This window comes from Brasilonema octagenarum UFV-OR1, from assembly GCF_963888615.1.
GTDB lineage: Bacteria > Cyanobacteriota > Cyanobacteriia > Cyanobacteriales > Nostocaceae > Brasilonema > Brasilonema sennae.
Genome location: NZ_CAWPKW010000373.1, coordinates 1 through 24,856, shown reverse-complemented (window position 1 = coordinate 24,856; position 24,856 = coordinate 1). Strand labels below are relative to the sequence as shown.

The following is a 24,856-nucleotide window of genomic DNA, read 5'->3' as shown; positions in this document are numbered from 1 at the left end:
CGTCCGGATCTAACTGAGAGGGACGGAGCATAATAGCTCCTCTCGACTCAAACCATCTGGTTGGGCAAGTCTTTTTGTTAATACTCAATCCTATTATTCACAAGCAGATCAGTGTTTTCGTTTAGCTCTTCAACAGCAGAAAAAGATTGTTACGACAAATTATGTAGTTGCTGAATTGGTAGCATTGTTAAACAGCCCGCTTCGGATTCCTCGTTTACAGGTCTTTGAAATTGTTGATGCTATCAAGACTGTGCCATATGTTGAAATTATTCACATTAATAACGTAATTGATACTTCAGCTTGGGAACTTTGCAAAAGTAGACCAGACAAAGCTTGGTCATTAGTTGACTGCACATCTTTCGTTGTGATGCAACAATTAGGCATTCAGCAGGCTTTGACAACCGACCAACATTTTGAGCAAGCAGGCTTTATTCGTTTACTGAAGTAGCCGTTGAAGTTTCCTAATTCTGGCTAAAATTAGAAGTGGTTCGACAATCTTCAAAAGATACAAGATGCCCACATTAAAGCTGACCAAATTTTGAATTACTAGTGTTAAATGAAGTCACAAACCAATAGAAGTAGGCAACAGCAGTGGGTCTAAGTGGATAATTTATCCCTCTGAAAACTGTTATGGTATCAAGCGTTATGATTGAGATGCTGTAGACATCAGCGATGCTGCTTTAGCAGTAAAGAGCGAGTCATGAACGAAGCGTATTTGACAGATTTCAATTCATGGATTGACCAGACAGCCCAATTCTTGCGGGAGCGTCGGTGGCATGAAATTGACGTAGAGCATCTGATTCAAGAGGTCGAAGAGTTGGGTAAGAGTGAGCGGCGCGGGATTGCTAGTCAACTAACTCGCCTTCTACTACATTTGCTCAAGTGGCAATATCAACCTCAGCGTCGCTCGGATAGCTGGCTAGATTCTATCACTGATGCACGCACTCAAATTGAATTAGCCATTGAAGATAGTCCTAGTCTTAAAAACTATCCTACAGAGCAACTTGAAGAGAGTTACCAACGCGCACGCCACCAAGCAGCGAAGCAAACTAATATACAGATTTCAGTGTTTCCAAAAGAGTGTCCATATCCTGTAGAATTCGTATTAGATGAAGATTGGCTGCCAGAAGAGAGTAAGTGATGTATTCATTGCGATTGAGGCTGTTGATCGCGGCGAATCGCTTGCTCTAAAGCTGATTTTTCTCTGGCTCTACGAGCATAGGCCTGTAATTTTGCACGATTCCACCCTGTAATGATACTCATATCTTCCAAGTTCATTCCCTTCATCAACATTTCTACACACCATGTCTGTTGAGCTTGCTCAATAACTGGTTGTTGCCCTTCTGGTGTTAATAATTCCTCAGTTAATATTCGCCAGCGCTGTTGTATTTCTGGCTCTGTGATTGGTATTCCATCATCATTGAGAAAGAATGCAGAGTGGTCATCTTTACGACTTTTGAGCCACTGAGTTAAGGGATTGCGAGTATACGATCCATATCGTTTACCCATAATCCACTGATTCACTGGAACTTGTCGAGTAGCGCCCTGAGTGATTTGCAATAAGTACTGGTTGGAATCTTGGATTTGATGGGAACGCTCTAAATTCACAATTTCTTCTGGAGATAAGCCTGCGCCAAACAAAACATATATAAGAGCATAATCTCGCAGTCCTGATTTTTTGCCTCTTTGCAAAACCAAGTGGACTAAACTCGCTGGTAAATCTATAACGTTTTCTGTCGGAATAAACTCACTATTAACTTGATTTGAGGATTGTGTGGCGACCTTTAAAAACAGTGCCACCAAAGTTTCTAAAAACTCATCTCTGTCATGCCAAAGTTCATGAAATTCACTGGTAAACTCAATGACGGCATACCCCAACAACATACTATTGAGTAAACTTGCTAGCTTTTGAGGTGATAATTGTATATGTAATTGGTCGCGTTCCATCACTGTTGCAAAATATTCAGCAACATAGTCATTTGCTTGAGTTAAGCTTTTTCCCAGTGCCTGACGATTTTCTACTGGGTATTTTCCCGCCTCACCTACCAGAGAACGTACCAATTCAGGAACTTGTTCTAAAGCCGTTAAGCGGTTTTCGCAGTAGTCTTTGAGAGCTTGGTAAACACTGTTTGTTTGACTTGCTTGTGTTGTTAAGGATTGACCGAGTTCTTTAAACACTGGCGATTCGGAAATGACCGCCAGAACCAATCCGTGCTTATTGCCAAATTGCCGGAATAGCGTCACTTCATTAACTTTTGCTAATTCTGCGACTGCCTTGGTTGTCGTTTCGGTAATTCCTTGAGCTGCAAACAACTCCATTGCTGCATTAATCAGCCTTTGTCGCGTTGAAATGATTTCCCCAGACATAAGTCGAAAGTGCAAGTGGCACTTGCATTAAAATTTTATCTTTGCTAAGCTAACAGATGTAAGTAGCACTTGCATCCTCTGTTTTTACTTTAGCTATCTTCGCCAGTTTTGACAGGGCATGTGGTAACTAGTACAATATCGCACTAATGTATTTACGGTATTCACGTAAAAGGAAACATTTATGACTATCAACTCAGCTGTGGCTGTTGATAAGCAGCCGCTTACTCTGAGCTGGACCAACGTGGCATTTTTCGGTACATTTCATGCCTTGGCAATGCTAGCTCCTTTGTGTTTTTCTTGGTCTGCTTTGGGAGTGATGATATTCTTGCATTGGTTATTTGGCAGCATTGGTATTTGTTTAGGGTATCACCGACTTTTAACTCACCGAAGTTTATCTGTGCCGAAGTGGTTGGAATATGCGATCGCCACCTTGGGAGCACTCGCCATGCAAGGAGGACCAATCTTTTGGGTTGCTGGACATCGGCTGCATCATGCGTATACAGAAGATCTAGATAAAGATCCCTACTCTGCCAAGCGTGGTTTTTGGTGGAGTCATATGCTTTGGATTTTTTACCCACGTCCAGAGTTTTTTGAACACGAACATTACAAACGATTTGCTGCGGAATTAGAGCGCGATCCATACTATCGTTGGCTGAATCGCTCCTTCTTACTGCTCCAAATTCCTGTTGGTGTCCTACTGTATGTTTTGGGTGGATGGTCTTTTGTGATCTATGGAGTCTTTGTGCGAGCAGTATTGCTTTGGCATACCACTTGGTTCATCAACTCTGCAACTCACTTGCGCGGTTATCGTCGTTTCCAGTTGAAGGACAACTCTCGTAATCTTTGGTGGGCAGCACTTTTAACTTATGGAGAAGGTTGGCATAATAATCACCATGCTCACCCAAATGTTGCAAAAGCTGGATACCAGTGGTGGGAAGTGGATATGACTTGGTGGGCAATTAAGACATTGCAAACTCTGGGATTAGCGAAAAAAGTAGTCATGCCTCCAACACCAAAACCAGAAGTTTGACGAATGTTAACTTATTGACTCCCGCTTTCTTAAATAGCGAGGAGTACAAGGGGTTCCCCAGCTAACTTGCTCAGAAGGTATGTCAGTAAAAACATTACTACGAGCGCCAATCACAGCATTAGCCCCAATTTTTACTCCTAGTCCAACGAAGCAATCAGCGGCTATCCATACTCCATTACCGATGATGATACTCGCTGTTTTCAATCCAAAAGCTGGATCTGTTATATCATGGCTACCAGTACACAGGTAACTTTTTTGAGAAATGACGCAGTGCTCACCAATGTTGATATCGTCAAGGCTGTAGAGAACTACGTCATCTCCTATCCAACTGTAGTCCCCAATTGTAATTTTCCAAGGGTAAGTAAAGCGAGCTGTAGGTCTAATGATTACGCCTTTGCCAACACGAGCGCCAAACAGCCGCAGCAACGCGCAACGTAGACTATTGAGCGGGTGGGGGGTTAGGGGGAAGGCGATCGCCTGTACAAACCACCATAACAAAATATACCAACCTGCCCGTCCTCGGTCAAACCAGGATTGGTTATATTTACGTAAATCTACAAAAGGTTCTTCACTAGTCATTAGTTATGAGTCATTAGTCATTAGTCCAAGGTTACAAGCTTCCTTGTCTCCTTGTCTTTTAAGAAACACAGGGAACGCTTAATAGGGAATACCAAAGAAGGGAAAGAGTGTTTCTTTCATTCATAACGGGTGGTGCGCCGCTTGTCAGATGCTCCTAAAGCACTATTTGCTTGATTCAAAAATGAATTTTGAATTTTTAAACCCGGGCGATTTTCTCCCACATCCACCAGGGCATGTGGTTCTCAGCCGCTGGTTGTGGATGTGATGTTGAGTTGTCCGCTATATTGACGTAATTCGTAAAGTTTGACCTCTATTTGATACTGATATTGACTGAGAAGCCGTGCATAAATATACCCGGCTCTACCATCCAAAAAACCACGCTGAATGATGTAGAACAAAATAAACCGCAAAAACGGTTTAAATGGTAGTCGCACCCACAATTTTTTCAGGAAGCGCTTACGCTGTACGGCATTTCCAAAGAAATTTGCGCCAATGGTACCACTATCATCTTTACCAGCGAGAAGATTTTGATAAACATGAGCCTCCCAATTGGAATAACGGTTATGCCGTTCTATCCAGTGAAAAAGGTCACGAAAATCCTCGTGTATCATGTCGTTTTTCAGATATCCAGCTTTTCCATCTAAGATAACGTGTTCGTGAACTTCGTTATCACCAGTGTTGGGAACATCCCCAGTCTCAAGGTTTTCGTAGTGACCTTTTTTATGTTTAAATAAACGCAAATTCCAATCGGGATATTTACCACCGTGGCGAATCCATGTTCCTAAGAAAAAGACTCGGCGGTTGAGGTAGTAACCATCGTATTCGGGATTTTGAATAACTTGGGCAATTTCATCCCACAGTTCGGCGGTAATGCGCTCATCACAATAAACAATTAACACCCACTCGTTACGGAAGGGTAAATTTTCTAAAGACCAATTTTTCTTTTTAGGCCAGCTTCCATTAAAGTAGAATTGTACGACGTTCGCAGCATAACTTTGAACAATTTCGACGCTTTTGTCAGTACTTTGAGAATCTATAACAAAGACCTCATCAGCGGTTTGAACACTTTCCAGACAAGCAGGCAAATTCGCTTGTTCGTTTTTGGCTGGAATGAGGACAGACACGGGTAATTTGAAAGACATACAAGTCATAGGTTGTTACTCTTTCTTAGATTTGGACAGAAGACCCTGAATAGCAGTACTTAGGTATCCAATTTGACCATATGCATACACAAGTTTATCAAATCGTTCTGCTGGATCTGGGAAATATTGTAATGTTTTATACAAACCCCGAAAAAAACGCTCGCTACCACGCTGCAATTGACCGAAACCAGCTTTGCCAGCAAGTTGTTCGCGGTAACACTCACTCACTCCTTGCCACCAACCCCGGCTAATAAACCAAGAGCGTTTGAGGCGTTCTGGGGAGACATTGTGAGCGACTGTGGCGTTGGGAAGATAAGCAACTTGCATTTGGTGTTGCAGGGCAAGTTCGGTCATTTGCAGTTCTTCGTTTGATAATAATTTTGTCCCAATTCGACCAAGATGAGTATTAAAACCCCCTACTGTTTCGAGAAAACTGTGGCGGATAGAGTAGTTCAAGCCTCTGGGGGTTTGTCCTGGGTTATCAATGTAGACAATACTGTCGCCTAAGTCGTATGCTCCCAAATTGGCAGATAATCCTTTTGATAGCCAAAATGGTGCTTGGGTTCCTTCTGGCCATAGTAGAGTCACTTTACCACCAGCGATCGCTAGTTTCGGGTTATCTTGATAAGCTGAGTATAAAACCTGTAGCCAGTCAGAGCTAGCTTCTGCATCGTCGTCAAGATATGCCAAAATTTCAGCACTAGCAACTCTCGCGCCAGTGTTGCGAGCAACAGATAAACCAATCACAGGCTCAAAGATATACTTAAGGCGAGGATTCTGGCTTCTGTGTTCTACGACTTCAACAGTGCGATCGCTCGATCCATTATCCACGACCACAACTTCAAACTCACCATCAAAATCCTGTGCCAAAAGGCTATCTATCGCAGCGCCTAAATAGGTGTCTCGATTGTGAGTACAAATAATCGCAGAGATTTGTGTGTTTGGCATATACTTTCAGTTTATCTTTTTTGGACTTTGTTGGTTGTTCGTTTTCGGTTGACAGTTGTTAGCTATTTTACTAACCACTAAGCAATAACAAAGTCTCACTCTACCCTGCTGTTGATCTTATCTATAGCAAATATTTCGCACTAACAAACAACTTTTTTTTAGAAAAGATGAAATTATCTTTAGTTCTTTACGAAGATTTTTCTGAATAATTCAAAAAACAGAACTCAGAATTATGTCTACGACTCAATACGAATAACTTTAGTTTCTCTGGTTTCCGACTCATTAATAGGTGTAAAAGATACCCTTTTGGGTTGCTGAGTCCTGAGTTCTGTATTCTAAGCGCGAAATTTCAGTGAAATTACTGCGATTGAATATGACCGTGCAAAATCACAAGAGTTTCTGCTAGTTGATTGAGACGAGTTTCTAGATCTTGCTTTCGTCCCAACAGTTGGCGCAATTTTTGGTAACGCGCAATTGCCATGCTCACGCTTGCAACCTGATCAGGTGGACATGGACGTGACCACACTTTACCAGAAGCATCCAAACCACACAAACGATACCCAGCACGGGGTGATTGGCAGGAAACATTTGTCTTTTCTGCACAAATTTCTTCTACGTAGTCCATCAGACGGTCAACTTCTGCATGACGCAGTGTTGCGGTTCCTCCTGGTTCGGGTTCGCGTTCATGGGATTCTAGCCAGCCATTGACAATGGGTCCTTCTAAATAAAGATCTTGAATCTGGCGGAGAATTTTTTGCAGTTCTTTTTGCCAAGATCCGACACTTTGCTGAATATCTTGCAACAAATTCATTGCAAAGGCGGGATTTGCTGCATTGCGATGGCTAGTAAAGCCAGGAGTTTTGAGCTTAGGTAGGCTTGGTGTTTTGCCACTGCTGTCTTGCGCGGGAAAAGTTTGCACAGAAGTATTGTAGGTAGCGAAGTTTTGTTCAAAGTGCCCAGAAGGCTCTTCCTCGCAAAGCTCAGGATGATCTGCTGAGTGCTCTGCTCCCCCAAAGCTGATCCGAAACGATAGAGACTGCTTTGTTGAAGTATCTGCTTCGGCAGATTCAGCAGTGTTGCGAGTCCCCAAATCGTGTAGAGTTGCCTCTATGCGTTTTATGCCTGCTTTCATACCAATATCAAAGTGTGTTGTGTTTGTAGTGTTCAAGGGTAAAGCCACAAGAGCCACTACATCATTTACTGATAACCTAGTAGAGTTGCAACCCTTCTCAATTCAAGATACTAGGTAAACAGCTTTGAGTAAAGTCGTATTAGTAACTGGACCAGCACGTTCTGGTAAAAGTGAATGGGCAGAAATTTTGGCTATGCAATCACAAAAAGCAGTTATCTATGTGGCAACGGCAGTAGAAAACTCAGAAGATAAAGAATGGCAACAACGTATTCTACAACATAAACAACGCCGTCCTGAACATTGGGCGACATTAGAAGTGCCATATGAATTGTCTGCAACTTTTGCGAACGCAGAACCAAATATCTGTCTTTTGGTAGATTCTTTAGGTACTTGGGTAGCAAATTTTTTGGAACAAGACGAGTTGATTTGGGAAAACATTGTTCGAGAGTTTTTACAAACAGTGGAGTTAGTTGCTGCTGATGTGATTTTTGTAGCAGAGGAAACAGGTTGGGGTGTTGTACCAGCTTATCCTATTGGTCGAACTTTTCGCGATCGCCTAGGTCATTTGGTGCGTCAGTTGGCAGGTATCAGCCAAGAAGTTTATTTAGTCACAGGGGGTCATGTTCTCAATCTGAGCTTGCTCGGTTCGCCTTTGCCTAAATTAAAAAACTCGCATAGAAATCGCAAAGTAACTAATAGTTAAGAACTCAGTAACTCTTCTTAAAAGTTTATTCAAAATTCCTTACATAAAAACTAGAATCTACAGTCTAGAATTTTAGTATGGCATCACAACAAGACGTAAAAAGATATTTAGCTTACTGGTTCCAGCTAGGCAAAAAAGTTGTCATAGACAACGGTGCGGCAACCTTACAGCCGCAAAAAGTCATAGCTGGCGATCGCTATAGCGATGAGTTTGAACAGTGCTGGCAAAGGATTATTTTACCTGAGTCAGGCGACTGCTACATAGAAGGTACACGGGAAACCATAGCAGAATTGTTAACACCTGGTTGGGATGTTTCTCCCTGCGCGCGTTGCGATATGCCAGTACCTGTGAAAAATTTGGGTATGCCGCCGTTGGTATGTCCTTGCTTTGATTTAACCACTTGGCCTAATACAGAATTACCACCACCACGCTCACCAGTCAACAATGAAGAGCAACTCAAGGCAATTCGCGATCGCCTTTTGAATGTTGTCAAATCAACTCGTGAGTAGTTTGTTTAGTTCAGAATATAACAATATTTCATAGACGCTGAGAGAAAACTTAGCGTTTTTTTGTTTTAAAGCAATGTCCTAGGTTTTCACGTCTTTTGTAGCGTGCCCGTAGCGGCTCAGAATTTAGGATTGCTATATATACAAATATTAATACTCACCTATCTGTGTCTTTTTTATGTGAATAATCACAAGATAAGGTTTTTTTGCGACTTTATTAATTAAGATGAGAAGTTAGTGCAGAATTTTTTAGTTGATTATTTTCCTTGTTGTGCTAACCCATGAACTTTTCTTTTGCTCAGGATGTGTCCATTTATCAGCAGTTGGCTTCAGGGATGCAAGGGCTTGCGCAACTATTGCCTCATAGTCCTACGACTCTGCTAGCACAATTGAAATCACAAATTGATTTACTCATTGAGCAACAGATTGTAGCTACTTTGTGGGTTAAACTACCACCTGGAATAATTTGGCACTCAGAAATTCAGCGTTATCAGCAACAAGTGAGGATGTCTGGTGTCATTCGTATTTTGCACATTCAGGAAAGCAAAACAGAAGTAGAGGGAGAACAAACTGCCTCACCCTCACGCCAGAGACACACCACTGGCACTCAACGAGGAAACTCTCCTGTGTTGACACAAACGCCACGCCTTAGCAAAGATTCTTTGCAAGAGCACAGCAGTACCTCCCCTACGTCCTCATTTTCCCAATCTTTCCTGGTTCAGAGCGCACCAAATAGCCAGTCACAACGGGAATACTTTGTGATGGTCTTGTCGTCCCAGTATTGCTGTCTGATTTTGGCTCATAGACCCAATAGATCACGCAAAAACAATTTAGCCAAAGCAAATAGAAAAAAAACTGCACCGTTACTTGCTGTGACGATTTTTGAGGGACAAACTATTCAACTCGTGTTGGATGTGATGAAATCTGCCATCAGACCACAGTCATCTTTACTTATGCCTGCTGATTTTATTTGTCCCTCAGCACCAGATCCAACACTTATCAGTCAACTGTTGGCAAAACAACTTCAGCAACAAGATGAAATTTTTCGTCAAAGAACGACAAAGCGTCTTGCGATAATGCAGCAGAAAAATCAAAAACTCCAAGAGAATCTGCAACTCAAAGATGAATATTTGAGCAATGTGTGCCAGGAACTACGTGCGCCTCTAACACACATGAAAACAGCTCTGAGTCTTTTAAATTCTCCTCATTTGAAAATCGCTTCAAAACAACGCTATTTTCAAATGCTTAAACAAGAGTGCGATCGCCAAAATGCTCTGATTACTGGAGTGTTTGATATGGTGCAGTTAGAGCGCAATTTACCACAGATGCCTTTGGAGGTTGTACGTCTTTCGGAAGTTGTGCCTGGAGTGGTAAGTATTTATCAGCCCCTAGCCCGAGAAAAAGGCATCATGGTAGCCTACACTGTAGGAACTCAACTTCCAGCTGTTTGGTGTGTCAGTGGTGGACTAAGGCAGATTGTAATTAATTTGCTTTCCAACAGCATTAATTTCACCCCCAAAGGTGGACAAGTTTGGGTACAAGGACGTGTTCAGGGTAATTATGTCCAATTGGAATTTCGCGATACTGGTATTGGTATTGCCGATAGCGATATTCCTAAAATCTTTGAGCGCTTTTATCGCTTACGTCCAACCACAACAGAAGATTCTGGTAGTGTTGGCTTAGGCTTATCAATTGTGCAATTATTGTTATCTCGTAGTAGTGGCTCTGTTTCTGTCAAAAGCAAGCTAAATGAGGGTTCCATTTTTACAGTGCGGCTGGCGATTGCCTACGGCAGAGCTGCGCTTAACGCTCCTAGTGATGCCTCATAACAATTTGTTTGAGCTGGAGATTATGCTGAAAACAGCTCTCATGAGAATTTGTGAACATCAAACCGTTTCCCACTTCTTTTTCAAGAGTGCAACAAATGTCGCATACCCTTCTGAAAAGTCGGGTGGATCAGGCACAACATACTCTGGAAATTCCTTATAATACCGCCAAGGTTCTGAGGAATTCTGTCGCAAATGTAACACACAATCTGTTGTGCCTGGGGGTTTCCACGTCATTTGACCTGGGAGAGTGTCAGACATAAATAACCTCTTAAATATCGTGTTTTTGTTCTTATGGATTTTGACAGACAGGTGAAAAAAATCTGTCAATATTTATACTTTTTTCTTTTTCTGATCATACAAACTAGATTGTTTAATTTGACAATAGCTGGCTAGAAGTCTTTTTGATAGATTTTCTAACTCCATGAATTTTTTTTGCAAATTCAACAAAATTATGTATTCCTATGATATCGTTCCCTCCTTGGATACTGTCTGCCAAGGAGAGGAATTCTTTTCGCATCAAAACACATCACTGCTGAAGCAAGTTTTCTAGTACAGCTGCGACGACTTGATGATCTGGGTCTTGGCGAAGTTGCCTCAGGCCTTGTTTTGCCTGGGGATGATCAAAGCGCTTCAGTGCCTGAACAACATGTATGCGAATTTGTTTAGACTCTGAACCAACCAGCGCCAACAACTGAGACAAAGCGGGTTCCTCAAGACTTGTTAGAGCAAATGTACCAAGCGCATCTATGGCATCTTCCTGTACGCTAAAGTCTTCTCCCGCTAAAGCTTGGATGCAGATTTCAAACAATTCGTTAGGACACTCCAGATCAACCAGCACTGCCAGAATACTACGCCGTACTAGCCAGTGATCATCCCGAAAAAAGGTGAAAACCAGATGAGACGCAGCAACTTTGCCAAACAGAGAAAGAGAACTTGCAGCCTCTGCCCGGACGTTGGGGGTGTTATCAAATTTCATCAACTCCAGCAAGGCAGCGAAGGATTCAGCAGTCTGCTGTTTGCCCAGTCCCATCGCAACAAACGATCGCACCAGAAATTCCGAATCACGAAGTTTACTAATGAGTAGGGGAACAGCTACCTCTGGTGTATAGTCTTTCAGGGCAGCGATCGCTTTCAATCGATATTGAAAATCAGAATTATTTAAACCAGTTTTGATTTCGTGAATATCCATAGCAATATATGGCACAACTTACCATCACTGTAATCAAAAAGGTTTGCTTGGTGGTGACGTGATCTGAGAAAATCGAGCTTAGACTTTATATAAATACAAATTTAGGAAATACTTAAAATGACTGAAAATTCAGAACAGACGCCAACAGATCAAACTTCCCCTGAAGAACTGAGCGAAGTTATTGCAGAATTTGAGGAATATCGCGAAAGGCTGATTAATCAAAGGCTAGCAACGGCGCAAAAAGCTAAGGTGATGAAGGCAACCGCACTCGCTCAACTTGAGCCGGAACTTGCCAAAATTGATGCTGTGCTCAAAGACCTGCGCGATCGCCAAACTGCTCTGTTGACGAGTCATTAATACAAAAAGGCAGCCATGCTAAAAGTGACACAGCTTATTATACTGTGGTTTAGTGCGATTCGTTCTACTCATTTTTGGCATGCACAGCTAGCTCATCCCACACAGTCATTGGTGATAGGTAATTGATAATGAGTGATCTGCTCAATAGTGAAACGAAATCCGGCCAGAATTTAATACCACCGTCCCAGGAACAAACCGATGCTTTGCTGGAAATGGTTAAGGAGCAAATGGATCTGGACACCTTCAATCCCAATGACCATGAACTCCTCAAACGGATAATTGAGTCTTTAGGAGATTCACGCGGGTTGGTTAGGATGCGAGTTGCAGAGACACTCGGTCAAATTGGTGAATTGGCAACTCCATTCTTAATGGAAGCACTGGCAGATCACCCAAATGTGGTTGTGCGTCGCGCCAGCGCCAAAACTCTGACAATCATCGCCGATCCAAAGGCTGTTCCGGTTCTGGTTCATTCTTTCCTCAATGATGAAGACACAGTTGTCCAGGGTTCATCAGTAGGTGCGCTGGCTAGGACAGGTGAAACCGCTGTACCACCTTTGCTGGAAATTTTAGCAGACTCAAATTCCTCTGAAAATACCAAGGGTCATGCCGCATGGGCGCTGGCATTTATCGGCGCACAGGCAAAGGAGTATATTTATAAGGTAATTGACTCCTCATCGCCTGACGTTCGCGCTGCTGTGATTGGGGCGATCGCCAAAATTCTCCAAGAAAACCCCCAAGAGGAAGCATTTGGGATTGTGGTTAAAGCCCTGGGCGATCCAGACACAAATGTACGCTGCGAAGCCGCAGCAGTCTTGGGTAATTTGAGCTATCGACCAGCAGTTGCCCACTTGATTTCGTTACTGCATCATCCTGATTGGCAAAGCCGCAAAGCAGCTGCACTGGCATTAATGAAGATAGGCGATCGCACGGCGTTAGAACCCTTGCAAGCGGCGTTAGGGCAAGAAAGTGAAATAGGAGTTCAACCAGTGATCAAGTTGGCGATTTCTCAAATAGAGAAACAGTCACAGCAAGATGACGACTGGGAATAAGAAATCCAGGTTGAAACAAGTCATATGAAATCCCAATGGGACTGTGTATTGCAAAACCTGGGAGAGTGGCACGGATCATTTACCCGTGTCTCGCCCCAGGGAGAACTTATGGAGGATATAAAAAGCGTCATTTACCTGGAAGGAGTGAACGACAATCAAGCCATTCACCTGGTTTTGCGTCGCTACTATCCTACTCCTGGTTCAGATGAACTCAAGCCTCAAGATTTGGTGCTAGACTTCAGTTCGCCCGGTGTCGGATCACGATATTTTGAAACTGGAGCTTTTTGTGAAGGTCCAGTGTACTTTGGATCTCGTACTCCGTTTGGAGCTGAGTTCAGTTTTATTGGTGGCGATTCCTTGCCTGTTGTAGAAGAACAGCAGCACTGTAGAACGGGCGATGCCTCCGCGCGCCCTACTGCCAACCCTGTTCTTCCAGAACAGGGTTCCCCGAATCGGAGATTCGGGGCAACCAGGCGTAGCCTGGTTGGGCAGTATACGGGCGATCGCCGCATGCGTTTGATTCAACAGTTTGATTCCTCTAATAGCCAGCTATACAGATTGACGTTGGTTCGAGAACAACGAGCTGGAACCAACGCACCAGAACGCCCAACTTTGGTTCTGGAGGATTTACTTGGAGAATGGGAAGGAATTGCAGTCACTTTATATTTAGATTCGCGTCCACCTGTCACCACTTCCACCACCCTCAAGCTTGCTCGCACTTCCCAAAATGAATGTGTACAACATTTATTTTGGGGGGAAGAGGAAACCCAGCATACGATGACAATTGCGGCTGATAGTAAAGGATCACGCCTGGACTTTGACCACGAGTCTCTAGCTTACCAAGTTTTACTATTACCCGATGGCGCATCTTCGACTTGTCCAACCCAGATAAAACCAGGACACCCTTTCTTTCTCGAAGTTGGCTGGTTATTTCAGCCCGGTTTACGCCAGCGCATGATTCGTGCATATAATGACCAAGGGAAGTGGAGTAGCTTGACTTTCGTGAATGAGCACCGAATAAGTTAGTACAAGAACGCACAAGAGAAAACATGAAGCCTGAACTCAGTGAAGCAGTCAAAGAACTCATTCAAAAAGCGAGAATTGTCAGTTTTTCCAGCTGGGAGACGACGCAGCCAAGAGCGATCATTCCTCTGTTCCAAGCAGCCGATGATCAAGGGCGATATCTCACCGATGAAGATTTACAGCAGATCCAAACCCTTTCCCCCGAAACCTCAGGATTCATCCCAGTCGCACGGTTGTTGCGCGATCGCGTCACTGAAATCGTAGACGAAGCCCGAGAACAAGTGCTGATAACTTTCCCTGGCATTACTCAACCCGGAGGTGGTCTTTACCCACCAGAGCGTGCCGAAGCTTGCTGGCGTGATTTTTGGCACTTTCTGCGCTGCATTACTTATGGTATCGCCGGTCAACACATTGAGTACACAAGCCCCACCGGACTACATCACATGAATGTATTGTATCAAGAGCTACAAGTTCCGTTAGATGCAATGGTAGTTGGTTTGGAAAATATTAAAATTGCGAGTTTGAAGTGGATTGACTCTGAGGAGCAAGCAGCCCTCGGTCCCTATTTTGACCATCTGATTACTCAACTAAAATGTTTCAAACCCTGAAGACTCAAAAGCAAAAAACTGATAACTGATAACTGAACAATGGATTCCTCTCACGCAGTCAGCTCGGCAGTTGCCAAACTTTACAACACCTATCCCTTTCCTCCAGATCCGCTTCTTGACGAACCCCCACCAGGATATAACTGGCGATGGAACTGGAACACAGCTTATAACTTCTGCACAGGGCGCAAACCTGAGCGAGAAAATGTTCGTATTCTCGATGCGGGATGCGGAACGGGAGCAGGAACAGAGTATATCGTACACCTAAATCCCCATGCTCAGGTAGTCGCGATTGATTTGAGTGCAGGGGCGATCGCAGTTGCCCGCGAACGTTGTCAGCGTTCCGGAGCTGATGGGGTTGAGTTTCACAACCTGAGTCTGTATGATGTGGAACAGGTATCGGGTGAATTCGACTATATCAATTGCGTTGGCGTTTTACACCATCTCCCCGATCCCATCAAGGGCATACAAAGTCTGGCGGGTAAGCTGGCTGCGGGGGGGTTGATGCATATTTTTGTGTATGCTGAATTGGGACGTTGGGAAATTACCCTGATGCAGAAAGCGATCGCACTTCTCCAAGGCGATCGCCGTGGAGACTATCAGGATGGCGTGAAAGTCGGTCGAGAAATCTTTGCTAACCTACCGGAAAATAACCGACTGTTAAAACGGGAAAAGGAACGTTGGTCGCTGGAAAATCACCGCGATGGTTACTTTGCCGATATGTACGTCCATCCCCAGGAAATAGACTATCGCATCGAGACTTTGTTTGAGTTGATTGATGCCTCTGGGTTAGAGTTCATCGGCTTCTCAAATCCTTTGTACTGGGAATTGGAACGGTTGATTGGTCAACAACCAGATTTGATGGAACGAGCAGCACACCTGAGCGAACGTCAACGCTATCGTCTCACAGAACTTCTTGATCCAGAAATCAGCCACTACGAATTCTTCCTCGGTCGTCCTCCAATATCCCGTGTGGATTGGTCAGATGACACGACTCTTGTCAATTCCATTCCCGAACGCAGTCCATGCATGGAAGGGTGGCCAAGTCAAGTCATCTTAGATTATAACTATCAAGTCGTCAGACTTAGTGAAGCAGAGTATGCTTTTATAGAGGCTTGTGACAATGCTCAGGGACAGGAAACGGTTGAGGCATTAATACAGAAGGCGGGGATGGATTTGGAGGGAGTGCGATCGCTCCAAAAACGTCAGTTGATTCTGCTTACACCGAAGCCGTGGTAATAATGTGACTTCAAAAAAAAGTGAGTTTTTTGTTGACTCAACGTCTATTGCGTTTCAGCATTTAATAGTACTGCAGTACTATTAAATGAGGCAATCAAAAGTGCTAATGCTTTTATCGTCAAAGGTTATACTATTTCACGATCAGACCTGATACACCTAATACAAATAATGGGTTTCTAATTCTTTCCCTCAGGCTACCCGTAACCGTTCAATATCCCTGATGGGCGGCGCACCAAACATGCGAGCATATTCGCGGCTGAACTGCGAAGTGCTCTCATAGCCAACCTGATAAGCAGCCTGTGTTGCATCGAGATTCTCGGCAAGCATAATCTGACGTGCTGTTAATAGTCTCAATTGTTTTTGATATTGCAGCGGACTCATCGAGGTGACTGCCTTGAAATGGCGGTGGAACGATGCAGGAGACATGTTCGCTGCAAGAGCCAAATCCTCAACCCGCAACGGTTTTGTAAAATCTGCTTTGAGCTGTTTAATAACTTCAGCAATCCGCTGCATATTGCTCCCAGAGGTAGCAATCTGACGAACCGCTTCGCTTTGTTCACCCATGAGTAAACGGTAATAGATTTCGCGGATGATCATCGGGGAAAGAAACGGGATATCCTGCGGTGTATCTAAAAGCTTTGTCAGCCGGAGGGCGCAATCAATCAAGAGTGGCGAGGCATCGCTAATGAACCAGCCTCTGACTGATTCTTTCTTACCGATGTCTGGGTTCGTTTGAGCAATAATGTCACAAAGTTGGGCTGGGTTTAGCTTCAGCTTAAATCCCAGATAGGGCTGTTCGGGAGTTGCCTTGACCACACATGCGCTCATCAGTAAATCCATTGAAACAACCAGATACTGAGCGACGCCGTACTGATAGGTTTCCTCATTCAGCAACACTTCTTTTTTGCCCTGCACCACAATGGCGAGAAGCGGTTCGCTGACACCCTGAATTGCTTTGGAAGTATCACATTCTCGCGTGAACGCTAAGGGATTGATCGCAGTTGCATGGGCACCGTTTCCCTTGCCGTCAGTATGCCTCGCAACCAATGCCGCCAGTTCTTCACATTTGGTGTTCGCTGTCTCCTGGCTCAGTGTCTCAATCGTCATGTTGAATTTTTGACTGATTTAACCATGTGCCCATTATAGGAAATATTTCTTCGTTGCCAATGCCTTGCTTGAGAGGATTAGGCAATCATCTGCGAGGTTTGTGTATTTAGGGAAAAGCTTGTCAAACCTACAATGAACCCATGCCGCAAGAATAAGACTGAAAATCGCAAGTTAAATCAGGAGAACTTTTATGAAAACACGTCAACTTGGCAAAGAACTGGTGGTTTCAGAACTAGGGCTAGGCTGCATGGGCATGTCTGAGTTCTATGCAGGGCGTGATGAGCAAGAATCGATCGCCACAATTCACCGCGCTTTAGAACTCGGAGTCACGCTGCTGGATACGGCTGATATGTACGGTCCCTTCACAAATGAACAATTGGTGGGCAAAGTAATCCGCGATCGTCGAGATCAGGTTGTGTTAGCCACAAAATTTGGTAACGTCCGTAGCAGCGATGGTCAGTTTGTGGGCGTGAGCGGCAAACCGGAATATGTGCATCAAGCGTGTGATGCTTCATTGCAACGCTTGGGAGTGGATGTGATTGACCTTTACTATCAGCATCGAGTTGACCCAACGGTGCCGATTGAAGAGACCATCGGGGCAATGGCAGAACTGGTGCAGCAGGGCAAAGTCCGCTATCTTGGAATGTCCGAAGCGGCTGCTGCCACGATTCGACGGGCACATGCAGTTCACCCGATTACTGCCCTGCAAACGGAATACTCCCTGTGGAGCCGTGATCCAGAAGATGAGATTTTGCCGACTGTGCGCGAGTTAGGCATTGGCTACGTGGCTTACAGCCCACTCGGTCGTGGATTTCTCTCAGGGCAGTTCACCAGCCCAGAAGATTTTGCCCAAGATGATTATCGCAGAAATTCACCCAGATTTCAGGGCGAGAATTTCTACAAGAATCTGCAACTGGTAGAACAGGTGAAAGCGATCGCAAAAGAAAAAGGCGTGACCCCCAGTCAACTTGCCCTGGCGTGGCTACTCGCTCAGGGCGATGACATTGTGCCGATTCCGGGTACAAAGCGACGGAGCTACCTGGAAGAAAACATTGCTGCAACTGACATTACACTGACTTCTCAAGAGTTGAGCCGAATTGAAGCGGTTGCTCCCAAAGGAATCACTGCTGGTTCTCGCTATGCTGAACAGCAAATGAAAGCGCTCAATCATTGAATTGAAATCTGTGGCGGTATTTATTTCCCAAAACTCGTTATCGCAAACCCAGATTCCTAAATCGCACTCGACCAAAAGGATGGCTCGCGCCTAGCCTGATCGCTCTCAAATTCCTCATTATTCTCAAATTAAAAGGAAAGTCAATATGTTAAACGTTGAAAACAAAGTCATTGCCATCACCGGAGCTAGTAGCGGAATCGGTGAAGCTAGCGCCACGTTGTTAGTTAAAAATGGCGCAAAAGTTGTTCTAGGCGCACGGCGCACTGAAAAGCTAGAAAAGATTGTTGAGGAAATCCGCGCATCAGGTGGAACAGCAGAATTCAAAGCTGTGGATGTCACCAATCGCGAGGATATGAAACAGTTCATTCACTTTGCCAAGGACAAGTTTGGCCGCGTCGATGTCATCTTCAACAACGCAGGTGTTATGCCCCTATCCCCGATGAACGCTTTGAAAGTTGAGGAGTGGGATAACATGATTAATGTGAACATTCACGGTGTGCTGAACGGCATTGCTGCTGGTCTGCCCATCATGGAAGCGCAAGGCGGCGGGCAGTTTATCAATACTGCTTCCATCGGCGCCCATGTTGTAGTGCCTACTGGCGCTGTCTATTGCGCGACAAAATATGCTGTTTGGGCAATATCTGAAGGACTGCGTCAAGAATCGAAAAATATCCGCGTGACGACAATATCTCCCGGTGTGGTTGAAACTGAACTCGGCTCTGATATTACAGAGGAGTCAGCAAAAGGTGCTTTGAAAGAATTCCGCAAAATTTCGCTGACTCCGGATGCGATCGCAAGAGCTGTCTTATATGCCGTTTCCCAGCCTGATGATGTTGATGTCAATGAAGTGATTGTCCGCCCAACGGCAAGTGCATTCTAACCGTGGGGGACTAATCTCTATTTTTTGTTTGTTACCAAGTATCAGCCCAAAGCAATAACAGTTCCTTACCCCACACTCAACGCTTTATTGTGTGGGGACTTTCGTGGAAATACCTTAAAAGGAGAGTTGGGTTTAAAAATACCAAAACTTGTCAAAAGTCAACAAACAAAGAAACTTCTGCAATAATTTTTTATAAAAAGACTTCAAAATACTTAATAATTTTATGTCTGGAAATCATAACAATAGGAGTCAAAACTGCGTTGACACTACAATGCAATTGCTCGATTTTGTGCTGTGGAATCTTTTTTGAAGACAAATTGGGTATTTTTATTTTTTTATAAACGTCGCCAAGATTATGAATAATCGTACTACATTGGCAAAAGCTTGTAAATACGTAAATAATTGCGAGTCGTGTCAATAATTTTTCTGATGTTAAGTGAATATTTCACTCAGTATTGATTTATGAATCTAAATAGCTGATGAAAAAAAATTATTGTATGAACTTACCTGATGAATGAAGTGAAAGAGTTAAAGAAGGATAGCCGAAAAATTGTAAATTGAAATATCAGTCTGAATAAATACAATCTTTGATACGATGAGCGACGTACCCCAGCAACGAATGCTGCTTTCTCATAACTTTAGTGTGTCAGATAACAGTGTTCCTGAACTTGATCGAGAACAGTTCGCCACCGTCTTTATTGAAGGATTCGGTGAGGAAAAAAATATCAAATGTCAGACAGTGGACAATCCTCACTGGATCGTAGAAATTCTGTTTAAGAGTGATGAGCTTTCACCGCAGCAGGTTGGCAAACAGTGCGCCCAGATACTAGCCCAGAAGCGTCAGTCGCAACAGTCTGCCGAACAAGCAATCCCACAAATTTTGGTACTGGGAGGAATGAAAACAACTCCACCAACGAGTACTTCGCCTGGCTCCCTGCAACCCGGACAATGGGGAGTGGATGTTGTAGAAACTGCATCAGCAGAGGAGTTTTTGCAGGCGATCGCCTGGGATGCGACTATTGCCCAAAAGCCTGTTGATAGTGTATTTAAAGTTGAACTGAAGCAGTCTTGACTCATGCAATAACTCTCTGGTAGTTCTTATTCCTTTGTGTGCTAAGAAAGCGGGAAGCCGCTCTGCGTCTATGTGGTTTGTTCTATAGTCAGTGTAGGGGGTAGAAAACTATGTCTTCACTGAACAATGAATTGATCCGAGCAGTTGTTCGAGGAGATGCTACGGCGGTGGCAGATCTGTTAGCTCAACAGGCAAACGTCAATACAACTGGGGGAGTCACCCCAGTTGGAGAAAGCAATACTTTACTCATGTGGGCAGCGGGAGAGGGTTATGCGGATGTGGTTAAAATCCTACTGAGTCATGGTGCCGATGTAAATGTCAAAAATAATGCTAACTATACTGCCCTGATGTACGCCGCAGAAGGTGGGTATTCAGAAAGCGTTAACGCGCTGCTGGATTATGGAGCTGATATCCATTCAAGAAACCACCACGGTGAAACTGTGCTGATGTCTATTGCCCGCTTTGGTCTGACAGATCTGATCCTGCGTCTGATTGACTTGGGGGCAGATGTACATGCAACCAACAGGATTGGCGATACGACGCTGTACTTGGCAGTTGACAACGGACAGTTTTATACTGTCAAGGCACTGATTTCACGGGGAGCCTCGGTGAATACGCACAACATTGGCGACTGGACTCCCTTAATGATGGCATCAGCACGCGGAGATTTGGAGGTGATGGAACTCCTGCTTGAGCATGGCGCGGACTTTCGTCCCAAAAACCGTTGGGGGGCAACGGCATTAAGTGAAGCAAAGCGATCGTTTCGTCCCGTCAGTGCAGTTCAAATTTTACAACAGGCAGGCGCAACGGAGTGAATTGACAAAAACTAGGGGTGTATGGTGTAGGGATGTAGGGCAATTCGGTTCGGTTAAGGGGGAAAGAAGTGCTTATCCGAACCTTATTGCGGCAACCCCTACAAGAGCCGCTACTGGTGAGCTTTGGAGTTGAACAAAAAACTTGAAAAATCAGTTAAGAAACGTTAAGACTTTGTCAGCGCGAACGCGAACGCTTGGTGACTAAAATTCTGGATGCCACAATAGTCCAGTTTGAAGAAACGTTCATTTCCACCGTTGCCCTATAGTGGCTTTGAGTAACAGTGATTTACTGCATTTTGGTGATGTCTCAGTGATGTCAAACTGATGTAACTAATCTACACAATAAAACTTAACGATTCTTAATCTTTTTGGTTACGACGTTATATGAAGATTGAGGGTGTGCAAGGTGTCAAACCTTAGTATAAAGTTAAAAAACTCACACGGTTAAGAGTTTTTCTAGCTCCCAGAGTTAATAAAAACTCTAAACTCTAAATTTATTGCTTGAAAGAGCAATTCATAATTTACTTAATCTTTTGAGATAATTACTCTCAGCTTATGTTGTTAACCAGGAGATTTGCTTAATGCCTTTTGGACCAGCATCACGTTTAGGAGTTAGCTTATTTGACGAAACCCCTCCACTTGAGTGGGTTCCAGGTCGCTCTGATGAAGAAGCACAAATCCTGATTCAAGCCGTTTACAGGCAAGTACTGGGTAATGCGTACGTTATGGAAAGTGAGCGGCTGACAGTGCCAGAATCACAATTCAAACGTGGTGAACTCAGTGTTCGTGAGTTTGTTCGGGCTGTAGCAAAGTCCGATCTCTACTTCTCGCGCTTTGGTGATACCCCCCGCTATCGTTTTATCGAGCTAAACTTCCGGCACTTACTTGGTCGCGCCCCTAATAGTTACGATGAAATGAAGGCTCACAGTGCCATCCTCGATGCGGGTAATTTTGAAGCTGAAATCGACTCCTACCTTGACAGTGACGAATATCAGAACACCTTTGGTGAAAACCTGGTACCTTACATTAGAGGCTACAAGACCGAAGCATTAAGCCATATGATTGGCTTTACCCATACCTTCCAGTTGGTGCGGGGTGCTTCCACTAGCTCTCTCAAGGGAGATTTGGCAGGGAAGTCTCCGAAACTCAACTCACTAGTCATTAGCGCAATACCAACCCCTGTTATTCCACCAGGATCAACCTTCCGCAACCCGCCAGTCAGTTCACGTGTGCGTCTTGGTGTGGGAGCAAGCGAAGAAGGCAAAGTTTTCCGCATCGAAGTCACTGGCTACCGATCAAATGCGGTTAACCGAGTTTCCAAGTTCCGCCGCAGCAATCAGGTTTACTTGGTACCGTTCGAGAAGCTTTCGGAAGAATATCAACGGATTCACAGACAGGGTGGTGTTATCGCTAGTATCACGCCTGTATAGCAGAAGATGCTAGATCGGTGATTAGCAGACGCGTTGATAGCACCAGACTTGGGGAATAGGCAAGAGTGTTGAGTCACGCTGATGGCGATGGCGATCGCCCCTTGCGATGCTCCCCGAGTGAGCATCGCGGCGCGCCCTATGCCCTAAATATTCGATTTGGCCAGAGAGATTATTTAAGAATCTCTCTGGGCAAAAAAGCTTATTGCCCAAAAAGCAGACGCGACTGTGCGTTCGCCCTGGAGTACCTCCCAAGTTTTGAAGTTAGGGGTGCTTTCCCAAAGCTCAGATAATGTATCGTACTTGTTCCCAGAGTGATCTTAAGCAGTTGAAACTGCAAACCCTAACCTTTACGCAGCAATCATCGAGTGCGTAACGTCAGGCATAGCGAAGTTGGTAATTGCTACTTCAGTTGCTAATCACTGGTCAGTATGAACTGAGTTTTGAATTCTCAGCAAAACAAGTGTTAGGAGTATTCCCTTAATTATGGCAACAATAGCACCAATAGAACTCTGGCCCACCCGCGACCTAGAGGATGTACAAGCAGTCATTCGGGCAGTCTACAAGCAGGTTTTAGGCAACCCCCATGTGATGGAAAGTGAGCGCTTGGTGAGTGCAGAATCACAATTGAAAGATGGCACTATCTCTGTACGGGAGTTTGTCCGCGCAGTTGCTAAGTCGGATTTCTACCGCTCGCGTTATTTTGAATCGTGTGCTCCTTATCGTTTTGTAGAATTGAATTTCAAGCACTTCCTCGGTCGTCCACCCCAGTCCCAAGCGGAGATTTCCGAGCACATCGTTCGTTGTGTGGAAAAAGGATACGACGCTGAAATCGACTCCTACATCGATAGCGAAGAGTACCAGTCAGCCTTTGGCGAAAACGTTGTACCCTACAATCGTGGGGCAAAAACGGAGGTTGGGCGGAGTCAGGTTACCTATAACCGTACGTTTGCTCTGGATCGTGGTCCTTCTCAAATCAGTAGCGCGGTTAAGTCCTCTCAACTGGTTTATCCAGTGGCAACCAACAGCTCGAACAAAATAAAAGCAGCAGATGTAAACCTCGGTGGTTCGGGTGAAGCTAACAAAAAGAAATTCAAGATTTTAGTGCGGGGTTCCAAGTTTGATAGCCCTCGTCGGATTAGCAACACCGAATACATTGTTTCTGGTGACAACATGACCCCTCAAATTCAGCGGATTAACCGCACCGGCGCTAAGATTGTCAGCATCACTGAGATTGTCTAGGCATGAACTTTCAAGAATTGCATGGACATGTTCTTTGTAATTCTTGAGAGCGATGCTCCTGCTGTGAACTGAGCCTTTGGTGGCGATCTGCCGCTATGCAGAGCGTCAAGCGTCCTACGCCCCAACCAAACGAAGTTTAGTTGCCTCAAATCTTGGATTCGATGGAGTTGGTGCGCCAAGGGAGCATCGCCCAAAAGCGCTGCTCAAAAACTGTCAACAAACGCCATTCTTGCGCAAAGATCTGCCCAACGGGCGATGCTCCTTTGGATCTGTTTTCATAAAAACAATAAAAAAAACTTTGAAGCTCTGGTTTAAGAGATTGAAATTTCGATAAGATTATGCTAGCGACTATGTGCAATGACCAATTGAGTCGTTCCATTGGAAATCACTCATACTAATCATTCGCCATAGGAATAGAAAAACAGCTTTGAACCTATTGTCTAATCAGCTTACCGATGAAATCACTCTTGTGATTTCTCAACTTTATCAAACTGAACAATAAAACACTTCATTAGGAAAAATTCCCATGGCACTTTGGATTGCAGATGCAGAGTATCTTGAACTACGCCCCAACACCTTAGAAGATGATCTACAGACGATCATTCGGGCGGTGTATCGGCAAGTGCTAGGCAATGCCCACGTTATGGAAAGTCAGCGCCTCAGCAGTGCAGAATCCTTGCTGCGCAATCGTGATATTACCGTTCGAGGATTTGTTAGAGCCGTTGCCCAATCCGAACTTTACCGTTCGTTGTTTTTTGAGACTTCATCCTCCTACCGTTTTATTGAATTAAACTTCAAGCATCTGTTAGGACGCGCTCCGGTTGAGCAGACTGAGATTTCTAGACATGTTCTCATTTACAATGAGCAGGGCTACGAAGCGGAGATTAACTCCTACATTGACAGTGATGAGTATATCGCGAGTTTTGGTGAAAACGTGGTTCCTTACTCACGCGGTAATCGTACTCAAACTGGCATTAAGAATGTCGGCTTTAATCGCACCTTTGCTCTAGATCGCGGATTTGCTGCCTATGATGCTGCTGGCAAAAACGCGAAATTGATTAGTGATGTAGGAAGTAACCTGCCAACAAAAATCAAATTCCCAGCAACTGGCTCTGGAGCCTACAGCAATACTGGTAAGCGTTTCCGGATTACTGTTGCAAGTGGTAGCTCTAATCCTCCTCGTATAAGCATGGGCAAAGTTACCTTTGAAGTCGGCTATAACCAAATGTCCCAGAAGATTCAGAACATCCAAACAACTGGGGGCAAGATTCTCAGTATTACTGAAGTTGCTTAGAGAATAATATGGTGAGCAGTTATCAGTGAGTCCAGTGCTGCAGGAGAGTTTCCCGACCTAGGCATCTGGTGAGACAGCGCGAATGACGGCTCTCCCGACCTAGGCGACTGCGTAAGCGCAAGCGCACGCGGCTTGGGCGTAAGCGCA

General features: G+C 44.4%; 27 protein-coding genes. 19 read left to right on the top strand and 8 right to left on the bottom strand.

What is annotated here, in order from left to right; genetic code table 11:
• Positions 1–13: 13 nt before the first annotated feature.
• Both AC5590_RS33295 and AC5590_RS33290 read left to right on the top strand, forming a co-directional pair.
• Positions 14–448: a type II toxin-antitoxin system VapC family toxin gene (locus AC5590_RS33295; protein ID WP_169267500.1), complete on the top strand. Its 435-nt coding sequence runs from the start codon at positions 14–16 to the stop codon at positions 446–448.
• Positions 449–700: 252 nt separating this feature from the next.
• Complete coding sequence (locus AC5590_RS33290; RefSeq protein WP_169267498.1) at positions 701–1,141, top strand: DUF29 domain-containing protein; 441 nt, start codon at positions 701–703, stop codon at positions 1,139–1,141.
• 5 nt (positions 1,142–1,146) lie between these two features.
• Here AC5590_RS33290 and AC5590_RS33285 read toward each other — a convergent pair whose 3' ends face one another.
• Positions 1,147–2,367: a TetR family transcriptional regulator gene (locus AC5590_RS33285; protein ID WP_169267497.1), complete on the bottom strand. Its 1,221-nt coding sequence runs from the start codon at positions 2,365–2,367 to the stop codon at positions 1,147–1,149.
• Positions 2,368–2,548: 181 nt separating this feature from the next.
• Here AC5590_RS33285 and AC5590_RS33280 point away from each other — a divergent pair, with 181 nt between their 5' ends.
• Entirely contained in the window at positions 2,549–3,397 is an 849-nt protein-coding gene (locus AC5590_RS33280; protein WP_169267496.1) for an acyl-CoA desaturase, read from the top strand.
• Positions 3,398–3,403: 6 nt separating this feature from the next.
• Here AC5590_RS33280 and hpsU read toward each other — a convergent pair whose 3' ends face one another.
• The 4 genes from hpsU to AC5590_RS33260 form a co-directional block, all read right to left on the bottom strand.
• Entirely contained in the window at positions 3,404–3,976 is a 573-nt protein-coding gene (gene hpsU / locus AC5590_RS33275) for a hormogonium polysaccharide biosynthesis acetyltransferase HpsU (RefSeq protein ID WP_169267495.1), read from the bottom strand.
• A 242-nt stretch (positions 3,977–4,218) separates the two neighbouring features.
• Positions 4,219–5,118 (bottom strand): glycosyltransferase family 2 protein, encoded by a 900-nt coding sequence (locus AC5590_RS33270; protein WP_169267499.1) that lies wholly within the window; start codon positions 5,116–5,118, stop codon positions 4,219–4,221.
• A 15-nt stretch (positions 5,119–5,133) separates the two neighbouring features.
• Positions 5,134–6,066, bottom strand: a complete 933-nt coding sequence (locus AC5590_RS33265) for a glycosyltransferase family A protein (RefSeq protein ID WP_169267494.1) — start codon at positions 6,064–6,066, stop codon at positions 5,134–5,136.
• A 358-nt stretch (positions 6,067–6,424) separates the two neighbouring features.
• A complete protein-coding gene (locus tag AC5590_RS33260; protein WP_169267493.1) occupies positions 6,425–7,198 on the bottom strand; it encodes a hypothetical protein in 774 nt (257 codons plus the stop codon).
• A 124-nt stretch (positions 7,199–7,322) separates the two neighbouring features.
• On the opposite strand from AC5590_RS33260, the gene cobU reads away from it, so the two are divergent.
• The 3 genes from cobU (at position 7,323) to AC5590_RS33245 (ending at position 10,236) form a co-directional block, all read left to right on the top strand.
• A complete protein-coding gene (cobU, locus tag AC5590_RS33255) occupies positions 7,323–7,901 on the top strand; it encodes a bifunctional adenosylcobinamide kinase/adenosylcobinamide-phosphate guanylyltransferase (RefSeq protein WP_169267492.1) in 579 nt (192 codons plus the stop codon).
• 77 nt (positions 7,902–7,978) lie between these two features.
• Positions 7,979–8,410: a hypothetical protein gene (locus AC5590_RS33250; protein ID WP_169267491.1), complete on the top strand. Its 432-nt coding sequence runs from the start codon at positions 7,979–7,981 to the stop codon at positions 8,408–8,410.
• A gap of 278 nt (positions 8,411–8,688) precedes the next feature.
• The gene (locus AC5590_RS33245) at positions 8,689–10,236 is read left to right on the top strand and encodes a DICT sensory domain-containing protein (protein ID WP_169267490.1); all 1,548 of its coding nucleotides are present in this window, start codon (positions 8,689–8,691) and stop codon (positions 10,234–10,236) included.
• A gap of 57 nt (positions 10,237–10,293) precedes the next feature.
• Here AC5590_RS33245 and AC5590_RS33240 read toward each other — a convergent pair whose 3' ends face one another.
• Both AC5590_RS33240 and AC5590_RS33235 read right to left on the bottom strand, forming a co-directional pair.
• Entirely contained in the window at positions 10,294–10,494 is a 201-nt protein-coding gene (locus tag AC5590_RS33240) for a hypothetical protein (RefSeq protein WP_169267489.1), read from the bottom strand.
• A 268-nt stretch (positions 10,495–10,762) separates the two neighbouring features.
• Positions 10,763–11,425 (bottom strand): HEAT repeat domain-containing protein, encoded by a 663-nt coding sequence (locus AC5590_RS33235; RefSeq protein WP_169267488.1) that lies wholly within the window; start codon positions 11,423–11,425, stop codon positions 10,763–10,765.
• A 117-nt stretch (positions 11,426–11,542) separates the two neighbouring features.
• On the opposite strand from AC5590_RS33235, the gene AC5590_RS33230 reads away from it, so the two are divergent.
• From AC5590_RS33230 to AC5590_RS33210, 5 genes are all read left to right on the top strand, one after another.
• Positions 11,543–11,782 (top strand): DUF8630 family protein, encoded by a 240-nt coding sequence (locus AC5590_RS33230; protein ID WP_169267487.1) that lies wholly within the window; start codon positions 11,543–11,545, stop codon positions 11,780–11,782.
• Between the two features lie 128 nt (positions 11,783–11,910).
• The gene (locus tag AC5590_RS33225) at positions 11,911–12,831 is read left to right on the top strand and encodes a HEAT repeat domain-containing protein (RefSeq protein WP_169267486.1); all 921 of its coding nucleotides are present in this window, start codon (positions 11,911–11,913) and stop codon (positions 12,829–12,831) included.
• 24 nt (positions 12,832–12,855) lie between these two features.
• Positions 12,856–13,857, top strand: coding sequence for a DUF3598 family protein (locus AC5590_RS33220; RefSeq protein WP_169267485.1), 1,002 nt, complete (start codon positions 12,856–12,858; stop codon positions 13,855–13,857).
• Between the two features lie 23 nt (positions 13,858–13,880).
• Entirely contained in the window at positions 13,881–14,462 is a 582-nt protein-coding gene (locus tag AC5590_RS33215) for a bilin-binding protein (RefSeq protein ID WP_169267484.1), read from the top strand.
• 39 nt (positions 14,463–14,501) lie between these two features.
• Positions 14,502–15,698, top strand: coding sequence for a class I SAM-dependent methyltransferase (locus AC5590_RS33210; RefSeq protein ID WP_169267483.1), 1,197 nt, complete (start codon positions 14,502–14,504; stop codon positions 15,696–15,698).
• A 189-nt stretch (positions 15,699–15,887) separates the two neighbouring features.
• Here the strand turns inward: AC5590_RS33210 and AC5590_RS33205 are convergent, their stop codons facing one another.
• Positions 15,888–16,805 carry an AraC family transcriptional regulator gene (locus AC5590_RS33205; protein ID WP_169267482.1) on the bottom strand — a complete coding sequence of 306 codons (918 nt, stop codon included), beginning with the start codon at positions 16,803–16,805 and terminating at the stop codon, positions 15,888–15,890.
• Positions 16,806–16,995: 190 nt separating this feature from the next.
• On the opposite strand from AC5590_RS33205, the gene AC5590_RS33200 reads away from it, so the two are divergent.
• The 8 genes from AC5590_RS33200 to AC5590_RS33165 all read left to right on the top strand — a co-directional run bounded on the left by AC5590_RS33200 (position 16,996) and on the right by AC5590_RS33165 (position 24,709).
• Positions 16,996–17,979: an aldo/keto reductase gene (locus tag AC5590_RS33200; RefSeq protein WP_169267481.1), complete on the top strand. Its 984-nt coding sequence runs from the start codon at positions 16,996–16,998 to the stop codon at positions 17,977–17,979.
• Positions 17,980–17,987: 8 nt separating this feature from the next.
• Positions 17,988–18,131: an RRXRR domain-containing protein gene (locus AC5590_RS33195; protein WP_318560212.1), complete on the top strand. Its 144-nt coding sequence runs from the start codon at positions 17,988–17,990 to the stop codon at positions 18,129–18,131.
• On the top strand, positions 18,125–18,859 hold the full coding sequence (locus AC5590_RS33190) for an SDR family oxidoreductase (protein ID WP_169267480.1): 735 nt from the start codon (positions 18,125–18,127) through the stop codon (positions 18,857–18,859). Before AC5590_RS33195 ends, AC5590_RS33190 begins: the two co-directional genes overlap by 7 nt.
• Before the next feature lie 595 nt (positions 18,860–19,454).
• A complete protein-coding gene (locus AC5590_RS33185; RefSeq protein ID WP_169267479.1) occupies positions 19,455–19,931 on the top strand; it encodes a DUF2656 domain-containing protein in 477 nt (158 codons plus the stop codon).
• Between the two features lie 110 nt (positions 19,932–20,041).
• On the top strand, positions 20,042–20,746 hold the full coding sequence (locus AC5590_RS33180; protein WP_169267478.1) for an ankyrin repeat domain-containing protein: 705 nt from the start codon (positions 20,042–20,044) through the stop codon (positions 20,744–20,746).
• 581 nt (positions 20,747–21,327) lie between these two features.
• On the top strand, positions 21,328–22,176 hold the full coding sequence (locus AC5590_RS33175; RefSeq protein WP_169267477.1) for a phycobilisome linker polypeptide: 849 nt from the start codon (positions 21,328–21,330) through the stop codon (positions 22,174–22,176).
• A gap of 483 nt (positions 22,177–22,659) precedes the next feature.
• Positions 22,660–23,415, top strand: a complete 756-nt coding sequence (locus tag AC5590_RS33170) for a phycobilisome rod-core linker polypeptide (protein WP_169267476.1) — start codon at positions 22,660–22,662, stop codon at positions 23,413–23,415.
• Positions 23,416–23,941: 526 nt separating this feature from the next.
• The gene (locus tag AC5590_RS33165; protein WP_169267475.1) at positions 23,942–24,709 is read left to right on the top strand and encodes a phycobilisome rod-core linker polypeptide; all 768 of its coding nucleotides are present in this window, start codon (positions 23,942–23,944) and stop codon (positions 24,707–24,709) included.
• Positions 24,710–24,856: the final 147 nt, after the last annotated feature.

What these genes read in the sequence shown, in the direction of transcription:
- AC5590_RS33290 (WP_169267498.1), top strand. Translation starts at nt 701, where the DNA reads ATGAACGAAGCGTATTTGACAGATTTCAATTCATGGATTGACCAGACA.
- AC5590_RS33285 (WP_169267497.1), bottom strand. Translation starts at nt 2,367, where the DNA reads ATGTCTGGGGAAATCATTTCAACGCGACAAAGGCTGATTAATGCAGCA.
- AC5590_RS33280 (WP_169267496.1), top strand. Translation starts at nt 2,549, where the DNA reads ATGACTATCAACTCAGCTGTGGCTGTTGATAAGCAGCCGCTTACTCTG.
- hpsU (WP_169267495.1), bottom strand. Translation starts at nt 3,976, where the DNA reads ATGACTAGTGAAGAACCTTTTGTAGATTTACGTAAATATAACCAATCC.
- AC5590_RS33270 (WP_169267499.1), bottom strand. Translation starts at nt 5,118, where the DNA reads ATGTCTTTCAAATTACCCGTGTCTGTCCTCATTCCAGCCAAAAACGAA.
- AC5590_RS33265 (WP_169267494.1), bottom strand. Translation starts at nt 6,066, where the DNA reads ATGCCAAACACACAAATCTCTGCGATTATTTGTACTCACAATCGAGAC.
- AC5590_RS33260 (WP_169267493.1), bottom strand. Translation starts at nt 7,198, where the DNA reads ATGAAAGCAGGCATAAAACGCATAGAGGCAACTCTACACGATTTGGGG.
- AC5590_RS33250 (WP_169267491.1), top strand. Translation starts at nt 7,979, where the DNA reads ATGGCATCACAACAAGACGTAAAAAGATATTTAGCTTACTGGTTCCAG.
- AC5590_RS33245 (WP_169267490.1), top strand. Translation starts at nt 8,689, where the DNA reads ATGAACTTTTCTTTTGCTCAGGATGTGTCCATTTATCAGCAGTTGGCT.
- AC5590_RS33240 (WP_169267489.1), bottom strand. Translation starts at nt 10,494, where the DNA reads ATGTCTGACACTCTCCCAGGTCAAATGACGTGGAAACCCCCAGGCACA.
- AC5590_RS33235 (WP_169267488.1), bottom strand. Translation starts at nt 11,425, where the DNA reads ATGGATATTCACGAAATCAAAACTGGTTTAAATAATTCTGATTTTCAA.
- AC5590_RS33230 (WP_169267487.1), top strand. Translation starts at nt 11,543, where the DNA reads ATGACTGAAAATTCAGAACAGACGCCAACAGATCAAACTTCCCCTGAA.
- AC5590_RS33225 (WP_169267486.1), top strand. Translation starts at nt 11,911, where the DNA reads ATGAGTGATCTGCTCAATAGTGAAACGAAATCCGGCCAGAATTTAATA.
- AC5590_RS33220 (WP_169267485.1), top strand. Translation starts at nt 12,856, where the DNA reads ATGAAATCCCAATGGGACTGTGTATTGCAAAACCTGGGAGAGTGGCAC.
- AC5590_RS33215 (WP_169267484.1), top strand. Translation starts at nt 13,881, where the DNA reads ATGAAGCCTGAACTCAGTGAAGCAGTCAAAGAACTCATTCAAAAAGCG.
- AC5590_RS33210 (WP_169267483.1), top strand. Translation starts at nt 14,502, where the DNA reads ATGGATTCCTCTCACGCAGTCAGCTCGGCAGTTGCCAAACTTTACAAC.
- AC5590_RS33205 (WP_169267482.1), bottom strand. Translation starts at nt 16,805, where the DNA reads ATGACGATTGAGACACTGAGCCAGGAGACAGCGAACACCAAATGTGAA.
- AC5590_RS33200 (WP_169267481.1), top strand. Translation starts at nt 16,996, where the DNA reads ATGAAAACACGTCAACTTGGCAAAGAACTGGTGGTTTCAGAACTAGGG.
- AC5590_RS33190 (WP_169267480.1), top strand. Translation starts at nt 18,125, where the DNA reads ATGTTAAACGTTGAAAACAAAGTCATTGCCATCACCGGAGCTAGTAGC.
- AC5590_RS33185 (WP_169267479.1), top strand. Translation starts at nt 19,455, where the DNA reads ATGAGCGACGTACCCCAGCAACGAATGCTGCTTTCTCATAACTTTAGT.
- AC5590_RS33180 (WP_169267478.1), top strand. Translation starts at nt 20,042, where the DNA reads ATGTCTTCACTGAACAATGAATTGATCCGAGCAGTTGTTCGAGGAGAT.
- AC5590_RS33175 (WP_169267477.1), top strand. Translation starts at nt 21,328, where the DNA reads ATGCCTTTTGGACCAGCATCACGTTTAGGAGTTAGCTTATTTGACGAA.
- AC5590_RS33170 (WP_169267476.1), top strand. Translation starts at nt 22,660, where the DNA reads ATGGCAACAATAGCACCAATAGAACTCTGGCCCACCCGCGACCTAGAG.
- AC5590_RS33165 (WP_169267475.1), top strand. Translation starts at nt 23,942, where the DNA reads ATGGCACTTTGGATTGCAGATGCAGAGTATCTTGAACTACGCCCCAAC.